General features: G+C 68.6%; 13 protein-coding genes. 6 read left to right on the forward strand and 7 right to left on the reverse strand.

What is annotated here, in order from left to right:
* The first annotated feature begins 216 nt into the window (after positions 1–216).
* The 6 genes from KDJ86_RS19640 (at position 217) to KDJ86_RS19665 (ending at position 7,198) form a co-directional block, all read left to right on the forward strand.
* The gene (locus tag KDJ86_RS19640; protein WP_291749838.1) at positions 217–1,773 is read left to right on the forward strand and encodes an ABC transporter ATP-binding protein; all 1,557 of its coding nucleotides are present in this window, start codon (positions 217–219) and stop codon (positions 1,771–1,773) included.
* Entirely contained in the window at positions 1,770–2,852 is a 1,083-nt protein-coding gene (locus tag KDJ86_RS19645; protein ID WP_291749841.1) for an ABC transporter permease, read from the forward strand. Before KDJ86_RS19640 ends, KDJ86_RS19645 begins: the two co-directional genes overlap by 4 nt.
* Before the next feature lie 307 nt (positions 2,853–3,159).
* Positions 3,160–4,101 (forward strand): ABC transporter permease, encoded by a 942-nt coding sequence (locus tag KDJ86_RS19650; RefSeq protein WP_291749860.1) that lies wholly within the window; start codon positions 3,160–3,162, stop codon positions 4,099–4,101.
* 32 nt (positions 4,102–4,133) lie between these two features.
* Positions 4,134–5,465 carry an amidohydrolase family protein gene (locus KDJ86_RS19655; protein ID WP_291749862.1) on the forward strand — a complete coding sequence of 444 codons (1,332 nt, stop codon included), beginning with the start codon at positions 4,134–4,136 and terminating at the stop codon, positions 5,463–5,465.
* Between the two features lie 293 nt (positions 5,466–5,758).
* A complete protein-coding gene (locus tag KDJ86_RS19660) occupies positions 5,759–6,274 on the forward strand; it encodes a hypothetical protein (RefSeq protein ID WP_291749865.1) in 516 nt (171 codons plus the stop codon).
* A gap of 96 nt (positions 6,275–6,370) precedes the next feature.
* Positions 6,371–7,198, forward strand: coding sequence for a 23S rRNA (adenine(2030)-N(6))-methyltransferase RlmJ (locus KDJ86_RS19665; protein ID WP_291749870.1), 828 nt, complete (start codon positions 6,371–6,373; stop codon positions 7,196–7,198).
* 18 nt (positions 7,199–7,216) lie between these two features.
* Here the strand turns inward: KDJ86_RS19665 and KDJ86_RS19670 are convergent, their stop codons facing one another.
* The 7 genes from KDJ86_RS19670 to KDJ86_RS19700 all read right to left on the reverse strand — a co-directional run.
* Complete coding sequence (locus tag KDJ86_RS19670; RefSeq protein WP_291749873.1) at positions 7,217–8,215, reverse strand: Gfo/Idh/MocA family protein; 999 nt, start codon at positions 8,213–8,215, stop codon at positions 7,217–7,219.
* Positions 8,216–8,320: 105 nt separating this feature from the next.
* Positions 8,321–8,806: a GNAT family N-acetyltransferase gene (locus tag KDJ86_RS19675; protein WP_291749876.1), complete on the reverse strand. Its 486-nt coding sequence runs from the start codon at positions 8,804–8,806 to the stop codon at positions 8,321–8,323.
* Positions 8,803–9,420, reverse strand: coding sequence for a pyridoxamine 5'-phosphate oxidase family protein (locus tag KDJ86_RS19680; RefSeq protein ID WP_291749879.1), 618 nt, complete (start codon positions 9,418–9,420; stop codon positions 8,803–8,805). Before KDJ86_RS19680 ends, KDJ86_RS19675 begins: the two co-directional genes overlap by 4 nt.
* 67 nt (positions 9,421–9,487) lie before the next feature.
* Entirely contained in the window at positions 9,488–10,525 is a 1,038-nt protein-coding gene (locus KDJ86_RS19685; protein WP_291749882.1) for an MBL fold metallo-hydrolase, read from the reverse strand.
* Positions 10,526–10,534: 9 nt separating this feature from the next.
* Positions 10,535–11,362 (reverse strand): class I SAM-dependent methyltransferase, encoded by an 828-nt coding sequence (locus KDJ86_RS19690; RefSeq protein ID WP_291749885.1) that lies wholly within the window; start codon positions 11,360–11,362, stop codon positions 10,535–10,537.
* A 59-nt stretch (positions 11,363–11,421) separates the two neighbouring features.
* Positions 11,422–12,423 carry a dihydroorotate dehydrogenase-like protein gene (locus tag KDJ86_RS19695; protein WP_291749887.1) on the reverse strand — a complete coding sequence of 334 codons (1,002 nt, stop codon included), beginning with the start codon at positions 12,421–12,423 and terminating at the stop codon, positions 11,422–11,424.
* Positions 12,424–12,646: 223 nt separating this feature from the next.
* On the reverse strand, positions 12,647–14,146 hold a 1,500-nt coding region (locus tag KDJ86_RS19700), incomplete at its 5' end, for a thiamine pyrophosphate-dependent enzyme (RefSeq protein WP_291749890.1).

A 14,146-nucleotide genomic window follows, 5' to 3' on the forward strand; every position in this document is an offset into this window, starting at 1 on the left:
CAGGGCTTTCGCTTGGATCAAACCTGATCACACGCACCAACCCTGCCATCCTGAGGTGCCCGGCCAAAGGCCGGGCCTCGAAGGACGCACCCCATCGCCACGGACCACCGAGGCACGCCCATGCCGGCACCCACTCCGCCATCCTGAGGCGCCCGGCCGAAGGCCGGGCCTCGAAGGACGCACCGCCCTCATCCCACCTGTTCAGGCGGAGCGCCCATGCCTGAGCCCCGGCCCGTCGTCCTCCGCCTTTCCGGCATCACCAAGCGCTTCGGCCCGCTTCTCGCCAACGATCACATCGATCTCGACCTCGGCCGCGGCGAGATCCTGGCGCTGCTCGGCGAGAACGGCGCCGGCAAGACGACGCTGATGAACATCCTGTTCGGCCATTATGTCGCCGACGCGGGCGCGGTGCTGGTCGCCGCCGGGGATGGCGGCCTCGCGCCGCTCGAACCCGGCTCGCCGGGCGCGGCGCTTGCCGCCGGGATCGGCATGGTCCACCAGCATTTCACCCTCGCCGAGAACCTCACCGGGCTGGAGAATATCGTCCTCGGCACCGAGCCGGTCCTCCGCCTGATGCGCCGCACCGGCCCCGCCCGCCGCAAGATCGAGACGGTGATGACGGAGTCGGGCCTCGCCGTCGATCTCGACATCCCGGTCTCCCGCCTCACCGTCGGCGAGCGCCAGCGGGTCGAGATCCTGAAGGCGCTCTATCGCGACGCCCGCATCCTCGTCATGGACGAGCCGACCGCGGTGCTGACCCCGCAGGAGGCCGACAGCCTCTTCGTTACGATGCGCGCGCTCGCCGCGGGCGGCCTCGCCGTCATCTTCATCTCCCACAAGCTCGGCGAGGTGCTCGCCGTCTCGGACCGCATCGCGGTGCTCCGCGCCGGCGCCAGGGTCGGCGAGATGGCGACCGCCGATGCCGACCGCCGCTCGATCGCCGAGATGATGGTCGGCCGCGATGTGCCCGCCAGCAAGCGGGTCGCCCGCGAGCCGGGCGCCGTCCTGCTCGAGCTCGCTGGGGTGTCGCTGGCCGGCGCCCATCGCCGCAGCCTCGTCGAGGCGGACCTCGCCGTCCGCGAGGGCGAGATCGTCGGCATTGCCGGCGTCTCCGGCAACGGCCAGGCGGCCCTCGCCGCCCTCGTCGCCGGCCTCGAAAAGCCGACCGCCGGCGCCATGCGCCTCTTTGGCGAGACCGTTTCGCGCCACGATCCCCGCCATTTCGCCCGCTCGGGCATCGCCCGCATCCCCGAGGACCGCCACCATGACGGCGTCGTCGGCGCGATGACCGTCGCCGAGAATGTCGCGCTGGAGGAACTCCGCGAGCCAAGCTTCCAGAAGGGCGGCTTCCTGCGCTTCGCCGCGATCCGCGCCCGCGCCGAGAATGCCATCCGCGACTACGACGTCCGCTGCCCGGGCCCGGACGCGGCGGCGCGGCTCCTTTCAGGCGGCAATATCCAGAAGCTGATCCTCGCCCGCGTCCTCGACCGCAATCCCCGTCTGGTGCTCGCCAACCAGCCGACCCGCGGCCTCGATATCGGCGCCCAGACCGAGGTCCACCGCCGGCTGCTTGCCGCCCGCGAGGCCGGCGTCGGCGTCGTGCTCATCTCCGAGGATCTCGACGAGCTGATGACGCTGTCGGACCGCATCGCCGTCATCACCGGCGGCCGGTTGAGCGAGGCGATGGCGGCGGAGACCCTCGATCGCGGCACCCTCGGCCTGATGATGGCCGGCCACCACGACGAGGACCATGGTAAGGGCAGGGCCGCATGATCCGCTTCGAGCCCCGCCAGAACGTCTCGCCGGTCCTCAAGATCGCGGCGCCGGTCGCCGCCGGCATCGCCGCGCTGGCGCTCGCCGCCATCCCCCTCGCCTTTGCCGGCGCCCCGCTCGCCACCGCCTATGGCCTGATGGTCGACGGCGCCTTCGGCTCGCTCTTCGCCTTCTCGGAAACGCTGACCCGCACCACCCCGCTGATCCTCACCGGGCTCGCCGCCGCCGTCGCCTTCCGGGCCCGGCTCTGGAACATCGGCGGTGAGGGCCAGCTCTATGCCGGCGCCCTCGCCGCCGTCGCGGTCGGCTCCGGCGCGATCGTCCTCCCCGCCGTCGTCATGATCCCTCTGGTTCTGCTCGCCGGGGCGCTGGCCGGTGCCCTGCTGATGCTCGGGCCGGCGCTGCTCAAGCTGAGGTTCGGCGCCGACGAGGTGGTCACCACCCTCCTCCTCAATTTCGTCATGCTGCTCTTCGTCCAGATGATGCTGGAAGGTCCCCTCCAGGACCCGATGAGCCTCGGCTGGCCGCAGTCGGCGCCGATCATCGACCAGGCGGTGCTGCCGCCGCTGATCGGCCGGATGCGCCTCCATTCCGGCCTGCTGATCGGCCTCCTCGCGGCGATCGCCGTCTCGATCATGATGCGGCGGACGGTGTGGGGTGCGGAGATTCGCGCCGTCGGCGAGAACGCGCCGGCCGCCCGCTACGCCGGCATCCCGGTCACCGCCACCATGATCCGCGTCGCCCTGATCTCGGGCGGCCTCGCCGGGCTCGCCGGGGTCGGCGAGGTCGCCGGCCTCAAGGGCTATCTCACCTCGGACCTCTCCCCCGGCTTCGGCTATGCCGGCATCGTCGTCGCCATGCTCGCCGGCCTCTCGCCGCTCGGCGTCGTCGCGGCGGCGCTGTTCATCGCCGCGGTCTTCGTCGGCGCCGATTCGATGAGCCGCGGCCTCGGCGTCTCGAGCTACCTCGCCGATCTCGTCGTCGCCCTGTCGCTGCTCTGCGTCCTGATCGGCGGCTTCATCACCCGCTTCCGCATCCGCCTTGCCGGACGCGCTGCCACCACGGCGGCCCGGCCATGAACACGCTGTCGCAGATGAACCGCGGCTTCACCGCCCTGCGCCCGCTTCTCCCGCTGGAAAGAGAGTGCGAGGCATACGCGTCCGAACCAGCCGCGGCACCTCCTCGCCCATGGGGAGAGGATAGCGAGACCGGGCCCGCGAAGCGGGCCGTGGTCGAGCTTGGTGAGGGGCGAAGCGCCACCGCATCAAGCGCCGCATTTGAAGCTTCGAATGGGTCTCATCCCTCACCAACTCCGCCTGTGCGCACCTCCGGCGCGCTAGGCTCCGTATCCTCTCCCCATGGGAGAGGAGGGTGGGAGGCCTGACCATGGAATTCATCGACATCCTGTTCACGGCAAATTTCTGGGCGGCGGCGATCCGCATCGCGACGCCGCTGATCTTCGGCGTCCTCGGCGCCCTGATCTGCGAGCGCTCCGGCGTCCTCAACCTCGGCATCGAGGGCATCTTCACCGCCGGCGCCATGGCCGGCTGGATGGCGGTCTGGCTCGGCGTCGATCTGTGGACCGGGGTCCTCGTCGCGGCGCTCACCGGCGCCGTCTTCGGCCTCCTCCATGCCGCGCTCACCGTGCCGCTCGGCCTCTCGCAGCATGTCTCCGGCATCGGCATCACGCTGCTCGCCTCGAGCCTCAGCTACTTCGTCTACCGCACCGCGCTGCCCGACGTCTCCTCGCCGCCGCGCATCGTCCCCTTCAAGCCGCTCGACATCCCGGTCCTCTCCGACATCCCCTTCCTCGGCACCGCGCTGTTCAGCCAGACCGCCTTCACCTGGCTCGCCTTCGCCATGGTCGCGATCGTCGCCTTCGTCCTCTACCGGACGCCCCTCGGCCTCGCGATCCGCGCCGTCGGCGACAACCCGGATTCGGTCGATGCCCAGGGCCTCTCCGTCTATGGCCTCCGCACCGGCGCCGTCGTCGTCGGCTCGGCGCTGATGGCGATGGGCGGCGCCTTCCTCACCATGTCGGCCTTCGACGCCTTCTTCTTCGGCATGGTCAACGGGCGCGGCTGGATCTGCATCGCGCTCACCGTCTTCGCCTCCTGGCGGCCGGGCAAGGCGCTCCTCGGCGCCCTCCTCTTCGGCGCCTTCGACGCCTATCAGGTCCGCCTCCAGACCCAGGTCGGCGCCTTCCTGCCGAGCCAGGTCTTCCTGATGCTGCCCTACCTCTTCGCCATCATCGCCCTCGTCCTCGTCGCCCGCCGCGCCGATTATCCGCGCGCCCTTCTGGCGCCGTGGTTCAAGGGTGCTAGATAACCTCCCGCACTGGCAGCCCGGAGATACGTTCCATGTCCCTCGACCTCGTCGTCCGCAACGCGGCGCTCCCCGATGGCCGGACCGGCGTCGACATCGCCTGCGAAGGCGGCCGCATCACCGCCATCGAGCCCGGCATCACCGGCGAGGCGGCCCGCGTCGTCGAGGCCAACGGCCGGCTGGTCTCGCCGCCCTTCATCGACTGCCATTTCCACATGGACGCGACGCTGTCGCTCGGCCTGCCGCGCCTCAACCAGTCCGGCACGCTGCTCGAGGGCATCGGCCTCTGGGGCGAGCTGAAGCCGCTCCTCACCCATGAGGCGGTCGCCGAGCGGGCGCTCCGCTATTGCGATCTCGCGGTCGCGCAAGGGCTCCTCGCCATCCGCACCCATGTCGATGTCTGCGACGATCGCCTGCTCGCCGTCGAGGCGCTGCTCGACGTGAAGAAGAGGATCGCGCCCTATATCGACCTCCAGCTCGTCGCCTTCCCGCAGGACGGCTACTACCGCTCGCCGACTGCCGCCAAGAATCTCGACCGCGCCCTCGATCTCGGCGTCGACATCGTCGGTGGCATCCCGCATTTCGAGCGCACCATGGCCGACGGCGCGGCGAGCGTCACAGCGCTCTGCGAGATCGCCGCGAAGCGCGGCCTGATGGTCGACATGCATTGCGACGAGAGCGACGACCCGCTCTCCCGCCACATCGAGACGCTGACCGCCGAGACCACCCGGCTCGGCCTGGAGGGCCGCGTCGCCGGCTCGCATCTCACCTCGATGCATTCGATGGACAACTACTATGTCTCGAAGCTGCTGCCGCTGATGGCGGAGGCGGAGATCCAGGTCATCGCCAATCCCCTCATCAACATCGTCCTCCAGGGTCGCCACGACACCTATCCGAAGCGCCGCGGCCAGACCCGCATCCCCGAGATGCGCCCCTACGGCATCAACGCCTCCTTCGGCCAGGATTGCTGCATGGACCCATGGTATTCGCTCGGCAGCGGCGACATGCTGGAGGTCGCCCATATGGGCCTCCATGTCGGCCAGATGACCAGCCGCGCGGCGATGCGCTTCTGCTTCGACGCCGTGACCGTCAACCCCGCGAAGGCGATGGGCCTCGAAGGCTATGGCCTCGACGTCGGCTGCAATGCCGACATGGTGCTGATCCAGGCCGCCGACCCGATCGAGGCGATCCGCCTCAAGGCACGCCGCCTCGCCGTCATCCGCCGCGGCAAGGTCATCGCCGAGACCCCGGCCCAGGTCGCGACCCTCTCCCTCGACGGCCGCCCGCCGACGGTCGACCCGGCCGACTACGCCCCTCCGGTGCGACGAGAGCCAGTTCGCCCCTATGTGGCCGAGGGAGCTTTCTAAGCGACAATTCCGCGAATGCTCACTATATTGGGCTCTGGTTCAGCCAGTTGGGGCTCATGATGAGCGAGCAGGAATTGCGTGATTTCATAGATGCTATGAAGCGTCTGCGGGAGGCGAACACAGCCTCTCCCGAAATTGCGCGTGCCTTTCTCAAGGAGGAGGGATTCCTCGACGAAGACGGTGAAGTCGCGGAGCCGTATGCGACTGACCGACCCGCCCGGTGAGTGCATAAGCTAGCAAGCTCCTTCGTTCTCGGGTACCACGGCTGTGATCGTGTTACCGCCGAAGCGCTGTTGGCCGGGACCGCTTTCACCCCCAGTTCCAACGATTACGATTGGCTCGGTCAAGGCATCTACTTCTGGGAAGCAAACCCGCTACGGGGATTGGAATTCGCCGGAGAGAAAGCCCAGCGCGAACGATCCCGGTTTGACCCCTATGTGATCGGAGCTGTTATTGATCTCGGATTCTGCCTTGATCTGCTGTCGTCAACGGGGACAGAGGCGGTAGCGGCGGCATACGAGGATTTCCAAGCGTATTGCCTGGCCGGCAACCGTAACCTTCCACGGAACTCCGTTGGAGAAGATCGTCTCCTTCGAAAGCTGGACTGTGCAGTCATCAATCACCTCCACGCGGTGCGAGCGAAATTGGAGCAACAGGCATTTGACACGGTAAGAGGCGTCTTCACGGAAGGGACACCCTGCTACCCGGGTGCGGGTTTCGACCTCAAATCACATATTCAAATCTGCGTTCGACACGCCGCATGCATCAAGGGTGTGTTTCGGGTGCCAGATGATCAACTCCGTCCGTGACTCCAGGCCAAAAATCTAACTGGATTATTCATTGATGCGTTTGCTTCGAATGGCTTGCGTTTCCCGTCGGAAGAGCGAGCAAGAAGACAAATTCACATGAACTACCGCCACGCCTATCACGCCGGCAACCATACCGAGGTGTTCAAGCACCCGGTGCTGGTCATGCTGCTCGAGCATCTTCGGAAGAAGCCGAAGCCGTTCACCGTGCTCGACACCCATGCCGGCATCGGGCTCTATGACCTCGCCTCGGTCGAGGCCGGCAAGACCGGCGAATGGACCGAAGGGATCGCCCGGGTCATCGGCGTGGATATCCCGGTCGCCGCCACGTATCTCGATAGCGTCCGCGACCTCAACCCCGATGGCCTCGCCGTCTATCCCGGCTCGCCCGCGATCATCCGCGCCATGCTCCGCGACGACGACCGGCTGATCGCCTGCGAGCTCCATCCGGAGGACGCCACGGCGCTCCGCCGCGCCTTCCGCGGCGACCGCCGCATTGCCATCCATGCCCGCGACGGCTACGAAGCGATTGGCGCCTTCGTCCCGCCGCCGACCCGGCGCGGCCTCGTCTTCATCGACCCGCCCTACGAGGCGCGGGACGAGTTCGCCCGCCTCGCCGACGCGCTGAACACCGGCATCGCCAAGTGGCCGACCGGCATTTTCGCCGCCTGGTATCCGCTCAAGGACCGCAACGGCATCGAAACCCTGAAGGCCCGCTACAGCCCCGACAACCCGCCGACGCTTGTTGGCGAATTCCTCCGCGCCCCGATCGACGGCGAGGCGCTGGCCGGCAGCGGTCTTCTGATCTGCAATCCGCCATGGGGGCTCGAAGAGAAGCTCGCCGCGCTGTGCGAGGCGCTGCTCCCGGCGCTCGGCGTCGAGGCTACCGGCTCCTACGCCATCGACTGGTGGACCACGGAACGCTGATTGCTCCCGCGCCGGCCGTCAGTCGTAAAGCGCCGGCTTCGCCGCGAGCCGCACGTCGGCCGGCGTCCCGGTCTTCAGCGAAGCGACTCCGGCTTCAGCGACCGCCGTCGCCGCATAGCCGTCCCAGGCGCTCGCCCCGGCCGGCGAGCCGCCCGCCACCGAATCGATCCACGCCTGCAGCTCGATCCGGTAGGCTTCGGCGAAGCGCGGCCGCCAGTCCTCGGGATGGCCGAAGCCCTCCTGCCCGGCCCGCCGCAGCGTGATGCCATGCGGCGGCACAAGCTCCGCCGTTCCGCTCTCGCAGACCAGCTCGCCACGCACGTCGTAGCCGTATTGGCAGTTGAGATAGGCCTCGATGTCAACCACCGCGCCGCCGGCCATGTGCATCAGGATGATCTGCGGATCCTGCATCCCGGCATGGCTGCTCTGGCGGGGGACGATCACGGTTACGCGGGCCACCTCCTCGCCGAACATCCAGCGGGCGATGTCGATCTCGTGCACGGCGGAATTGGCGATCACCCCTTCCGAGGTCGAATAGGAGGCCGAGATCTGGTTGCGGTGGACGCAATGGAGGATCAGGCCGCGGCCGAGATCGCCGGAATCGAGCGCCCCTTTCATCGCCGCATAGCCGGGGTCGAAGCGCCGCATGAAACCGACCTGGACCAGTCGCCTGCCGAGTGCGGTTTCCGCGCCGATGATCTCGAGGCATTCCGCCGTCGTCACCCCGAGCGGCTTCTCGCAGAGCACCGGCTTTTCCGCGGCGAGGCAGCCGAGCACCAGCGCCTTGTGGGTCGGATCAGGCGAGGCGACGATCACCGCCTCGACGGAGGCGTCGGCGATCAGTTTGTCCGCATCCGGAAAGGCTGTCGCGCCGCAGGCGCCGGCGATGGCCGCCGCGCGGCTCGCGTCGGCATCCGAGACCGCGGCAAGCCGCGCCCCGTTGACCGATGTCGAGAGAATCCTGGCATGGTCTCCGCCCATCACCCCCGCGCCGATCAATCCAACCCTGATTGTCATGGAAGAACTACCCCGTTTCCTGATCCCGGTCGGCGCCGCCTCACGCCCGGCGTCCTTGTCGTTGCATCCTGCCCGCGATGATAACGCCAAAAGCCCGGCGCCGCCTCAGCCGAGCGTCCTGGCCAGGTAGCGCACCGTCTTCTCTCCCGCCGCGAGATCCGCCCGGCCGACCTCGGTGAAGCCGAGCCGCGCATGAAACGCATCGGAGACCGGATTCGGCGGGATCGCATTCACTTCGCAGACCACGACCTCGTGGCCCGCTTCCGTCGCCTTGCCGAACAGGTCGCCGTAGAGTGCGCTGGCCAATCCCCGGCCGCGATGCGCATCGGCCACCACGATCCGGTCGACATAGACGAAGCGCGGATAGCGGTCGCGGAACCAGAGGAAGTTCGGGCTGTGGTAATCCGCCGTCTCGTCGAAGGCGATGAGGAGGGCCGCCCCGTCGGGGACGCAGGTCGCCGAGAAGGCGTCGGCGACCATCGCCCGCCATTTCTCCGGCGTCAGCATGGAGGTCTCGCGGGCATTGGCGTTGTTGAGCGCAAGAAGTCCCGCTTCCTCCGCCTCCCCGATCGGCACCACGGTCACGCTCATTCGGAATCGGGTCGCGTGACGCCGGCCACCGGCTGCCGGGGATGCACCGCGTCGGCGAAGTCCGGCTCGGATTTCCAGCCGGGCTCGACCGGCGGCGCGCCGGCATGCGGCGTGTAGATCGAGGGCTCGACCATCCGCATCGTCGGGATGTAGCGCGGGCAGTTGGGGAAGATCGCCGTCGCCGTCACCCGCACGATCAACTGGGCCCCGACGGTCGAGGCGAGAAGCGGATCGTCCCGGCTGATCGATGCCCGGCCCTGGACGCGAAGCCGGCGGGGGCTCTCGAAATCGATGAAGAGCAGGCCGACCGCCGGGTTGACCGAGAGGTTGCCGAGGCTCTTGAACATGCCGTTCCCGTCATAGTCCGGGAAGGCGAGCCCGTTCTCGCCGACCACCCGGACGAAGCCCGGCGCGCCGCCCTTGAACGAGACGTCGGGCCGTCCGTCGGCATCGGCGGTCGCCAGAAAGAAGTAGCGCAGCCCCTCGATGAAGCGCCGGTCCCTCTCGGTGAAGGCCGTGTGCAGGGTGACGCTTTCGAGGCGGTCCGCGATCCGGCGGCTGTCGAAGGCATCCTGAAGGGCGCGATTGCCCTCGTGGTAAAGCGTCGACGCCATCATGATGCCTCCCGCGCATGCCGCTGGCCGGTGCGGCGACAATAGCACCGAATTCCCCCTCGCCGGATCACCGCGCGATCGGCCCCTCGGCCGCGGCCCATGCCTTCAGCCCGCCCTTGAGGTGGCAGGAGCCCGAGAGCCCCGCCTCCCGCGCCGCCTCCGCCGCCATCGCCGACCGCTCGCCATAGGCGCAGTAGAAGATCAGCCGCTTGCCGCCGGTCCGCCCGAGCTCGGTCAGCAACCCGCCCGGCGCAAGCTGTTCGTCGAGCCCGGGATAGGGGACGTGAACGGAGCCCGGTATCTCGCCGTGGCGCTCGCGTTCCGACCGGTCGCGGAGGTCGACCAGCACCGCCTCGCCGGTGTCGATCTCGCGGATCACCGCCTCGGCGTCGAGCGTCCATTGCCGCCGGTCGGGTGTCTCCTGGTCGAGCCCGAGGTGGAGATTGGCCGGCACGGCGACGTCCATCATCCTCGGATTGGGCAGGTCGAGCCCGTTCATGATGTCGACATATTGCTGCACCGACGACACCTGCAGCCGCGGATTGAAGGCCTTCTCCTCGCCGATGGTCGAGACCGTGTCGCCCTTGTAGTCATGCGCCGGGTAGACCAGCGTTTCGTCCGGCAGCCGGAGCAGCCGGTTGAAGATCGAATCGTACTGGGCTTGCGGGCTGCCATTCTGGAAGTCGGTGCGCCCGGTGCCGCGGATCAGCAGCGTGTCGCCGGTAAACACCCGGTCGCCCATCAGGAAGGAATAGGAATCGGCGGTGTGGCCCGGCGTGTAGATCGCCTCGAGGCTGACGCCCTCGACATCGACCCGCTCGCCGTCGCCGACCCGCATCGACACCACGTCGACGCCGCTCTCCTCGCCCATCACCGTGATGCAGCGCGTCCGGTCGCGCAATTCGCTGAGCCCCGAGATGTGGTCGGCATGGACATGGGTGTCGACCGCCTTGACCAGCCTGAGGTCGAGCTCGTCGAGCAGCTTCACGTAGCGGTCGACCCGCTCCAGCACGGGATCGAGGATCAGCGCCTCGCCGCCCTTCCGGCTGGCCAGCAGGTAGGTATAGGTCGAGGAGGTCGAGTCGAAGAGCTGGCGGAAGATCATCGTCGCGTTTCATCCCTGCCTGGCCGACGCCGTCGCCGAATAGAAGTCGCGGCGGAGGAACCCCGCCTCGACCGCGGCAAGCGCCCGGCGTTGGGTCGCCAGTTTCTCGTCAAATACCGCCACGCCGAGATGGGCGCAAACCGCGCTGGCCTCCGCCTCCAGCGATGCGATGAGGCGGCGGATGGTCGCGGCATAGCCGGCCGACCAGTCCTCCCGCCCGGTGACCCGCCAGTCCGCCCGCGCCAGCAGCAGCGGATAGGGCGCCTCGCTCACCGGCAAGGGCGGCCCCGCCCCGTCGAGCCGCGCGATGTCGGCGGCGGATGTTCCCTCGGCAAGCGAAATCACGGTGAAGGCCATGCGCCCGCCGGCGCGGACGATCCGCCGGCACGACCGCAACACCGCCGCCTTGTTGTCGAGACAGCAGAGCACATCGGAATGGCTGATCGCGTCGAAGCGTCCGTCGGCGAAAGGCAGCGTCCCGGCTTCCGCCGCCACGGTGAGGACCCGGTCCTCCAGACCCTCCGCAATCGCGCGGTCGGATGCAAGCCTGAGCGCCGTCGGCGGCAGGTCGACGAGCACGGCGCTGCACCTTGTCATCCGCGACAGGTAGAGCGCCGGCCAGCCGGCGCCGGCTCCGAGGTCGAGCAGCAGCCGGCCGGGCGCGAGCCCCAGCGCGGTGGCGAACACGTCGGCCTCGCCGCGCGTGGTCCAGCTCGTGCTCCCGTAGTCGCAGCCGCAGACCGATCGTTCAAGCCGCCGCATCACCTCGGCGGCGCCGACCTGGTAATACCCCTCGAATTCCGCGGTGACGGCTATCTCTTCGGCCGAGCGGGCCATGGACGAAACCCTCCCGCCGGAATGATAGCCGGTTTCCCTGTGTCCGACACGAGCGCCGTTCAGCGCGGCTCCCCGGCATAGCCGAGCAGGATCTCGGCATATTGCGCCCTGAGAAGCGGCTCGGTGGTCTCCAGCCGGTCTGCGGAAAGCAGCCCGCGTATCGCCGAGACGCTCTCGAAGCCCCGGCCCGCCATCCACTCGGAAAGCCCGTCGCGGAGCGTTGCGATATGGCCCGGCCCATGGCGGAGCAGCGAGGAGGCGGTCATCGTCACGGCCGCGCCGGCCAGCAGATACTTGATCACCTCGGTCGCGCTTTCGACTCCGGTGGTCGCGGCGAGCGATGCGTCGAGCCGCCCGGCAAGCAGCGATATCCACAACAGCGCCTGGCGGATTTCATAGGGCGCGCTGAGCTGGAGGTCGGATTTCGGCGCCAGCGTCGCAAGGTCGATATCCGGCTGGTAGAAGCGGTTGAATAGCACCAGCCCGTTGGCGCCGGCACCGACCAGGGCTCCGGCGAAATGCCCCGGCGACGAGAGCCAGGGCCCGAGCTTCACCGCGAGCGGCAGGGGCACGGCGGCGCGCACCGCCGCGACCGTCTCGAGCCACCGCCGCTCGACCGCCTCGCCGCTTTCGTCGAGATTGGCCGGCACCCGGTAGAGATTGAGCTCGATCGCCGAGGCCCCGGCGGCCTCCACGTCATGCGCGAAGCTGACCCAGCCCTCCGGCGCCGACCCGTTGAGGCTCGCGATGATCGGCACCGCGCAGGCGTCCCGCGCCCGGCGGATGGTCTCGAGCCGTGCTTCCAGTCCGCCGGCATCGGTGTCGCGGGCGGGAAAATAGCTGCCGGCCTCCGGCTGCGTCCAGCTTCCCTCCTCGACCAGCGCCAGGGTGATCGCATCCTCCGCCTCGATCTCCTCCTCGTAGATCGACGGCAGCACGATCGCCGCGGCGCCGGCGTCCTCGAGCCGCCGGATGCCATCGAGCTCGCGGGACAGCGGCGAGGCCGAGGCGACGACCGGATGGGCGAGCTCCAGGCCGAGATAGGTTGTCCTCAAATCCATGCCACCCTCCCGATCCATTGCGATCGCCATGCGTCCTTCGAGGCTCGGGCCTGGCCCTCGCACCTCAGGATGGCGAGGGAAGGTGTGTTTGCCACGCGGCAGGCCCCGTCCCGATCCCCACCAACACCCCCATGCTGAGGTGCCCGGCGCGGCCGGGCCTCGAAGCACGCACCAACCATCGACTCACCAACCGTCGACCCGGCAACCCCGCGAACAGCCATCCTCAAACCTCCGTCCAGTTCGGCTGGAACCGGCTGCCGTCGCGGGCGGCGAGATCCTCGTAGGTCCGGTAGCGCTCGTCGATCACCGCCTGGGCCTGGCGGATCAGGTGGTCGGCGCGCTCGCGGTCCATCTGGGCGATCGCCTTGTAGCGCAGCTCGCGATAGGCGAAGTCGGCGAGCTTCAGCCGCGGCTTCGGGCTGTCGAGGCGGAACGGGTTTTCGCCGCTCCGCCGCCGCGTCGGGTCGTAGCGGAAGAGCGGCCAGTAGCCGGCCGCCGTCGCCCGCGCCTGCTGCTTCATGCCGAAGCGCAGGTCGAAGCCATGCGCGATGCAATGCGAATAGGCGAGCACCAGCGACGGCCCGGGATAGGCTTCCGCCTCGCGCAGCGCGACCAGCGCCTGCTCGGAATTGGCGCCCATGGCGATCTGCGCCACATAGACATAGCCATAGGCGATCGCCTGCATGGCGAGGTCCTTGCGCGGCACCTCCTTGCCGGCCGAGGCGAACTTGGCCGAGGCGCCGAGCGGCGTCGCCTTCGAGGACTGGCCGCCGGTATTGGAATAGACCTCGGTGTCGAGCACCAGGATATTGACGTCGCGGTTCTGGGCGAGCGCATGGTCGAGCCCGCCATAGCCGATGTCATAGGCCCAGCCGTCGCCGCCGACGATCCACACGCTCCGCCGGACGAGAAAGTCGGCAAGCGTCAGGAGGTTCAGGGCGAGGTCGTCGCTGCGTCCGGCGAGCTTCTCCCGAACGGCCTCGACGCGCTTCCGCTGGGTCGCCAGCTCGCTCTCGGTCACCTGCCGGGCATCGAGGATCCCGGCGACCAGGTCGTCGCCGATATCGGCGGCGCATCGTTTCAGCAGGTCGCGGGCGATCTCGGTCTGCTTGTCGACGGCGAGCCGGTAGCCGAGCCCGAATTCGGCATTGTCCTCGAACAGCGAATTGTTCCAGGCCGGCCCGCGCCCGTCGGCGCCCGCCCGCCACGGATGGGCCGGCAGGTTGCCGCCATAGATCGACGAGCAGCCGGTGGCATTGGCGATCTGCAGCCGGTCGCCGAAGAGCTGGCTGATCAGCTTGACGTAGGGCGTCTCGCCGCAACCGGCGCAGGCGCCCGAGAATTCGAAGGTCGGCTCGAGGAACTGGACGCCGCGGACATTGGCGAAGTTGACCCGCGACCGGTCGGGCAGCGGCAGGGTCTCGAAGAAGGCGATGTTGTCGCGCTCGGTCTCGACCAGCGGCCGCTTGTCGACCATGTCGATGGCGCGATGGTCGGGATCGGTCGGGCTGATCGCCGGGCAGTTCTCTACGCAGATGCCGCATCCCGTGCAGTCCTCGACATAGATCTGCAGCGAGAAGCGGCTGTCGGGGAATCCGCGGGCGTTGACCGGCGCCGAGCGGAAGCTCTCTGGCGCACCGGTCAGCGCTTCCTCCGGATAGTATTTCGCCCGGATCACGCTGTGCGGGCAGACGATTCCGCACTGGCCGCACTGGATGCAGAG

The organism is Bauldia sp., assembly GCF_020442045.1.
In the GTDB taxonomy this organism is placed as follows: Bacteria; Pseudomonadota; Alphaproteobacteria; order Rhizobiales; family Kaistiaceae; genus Bauldia.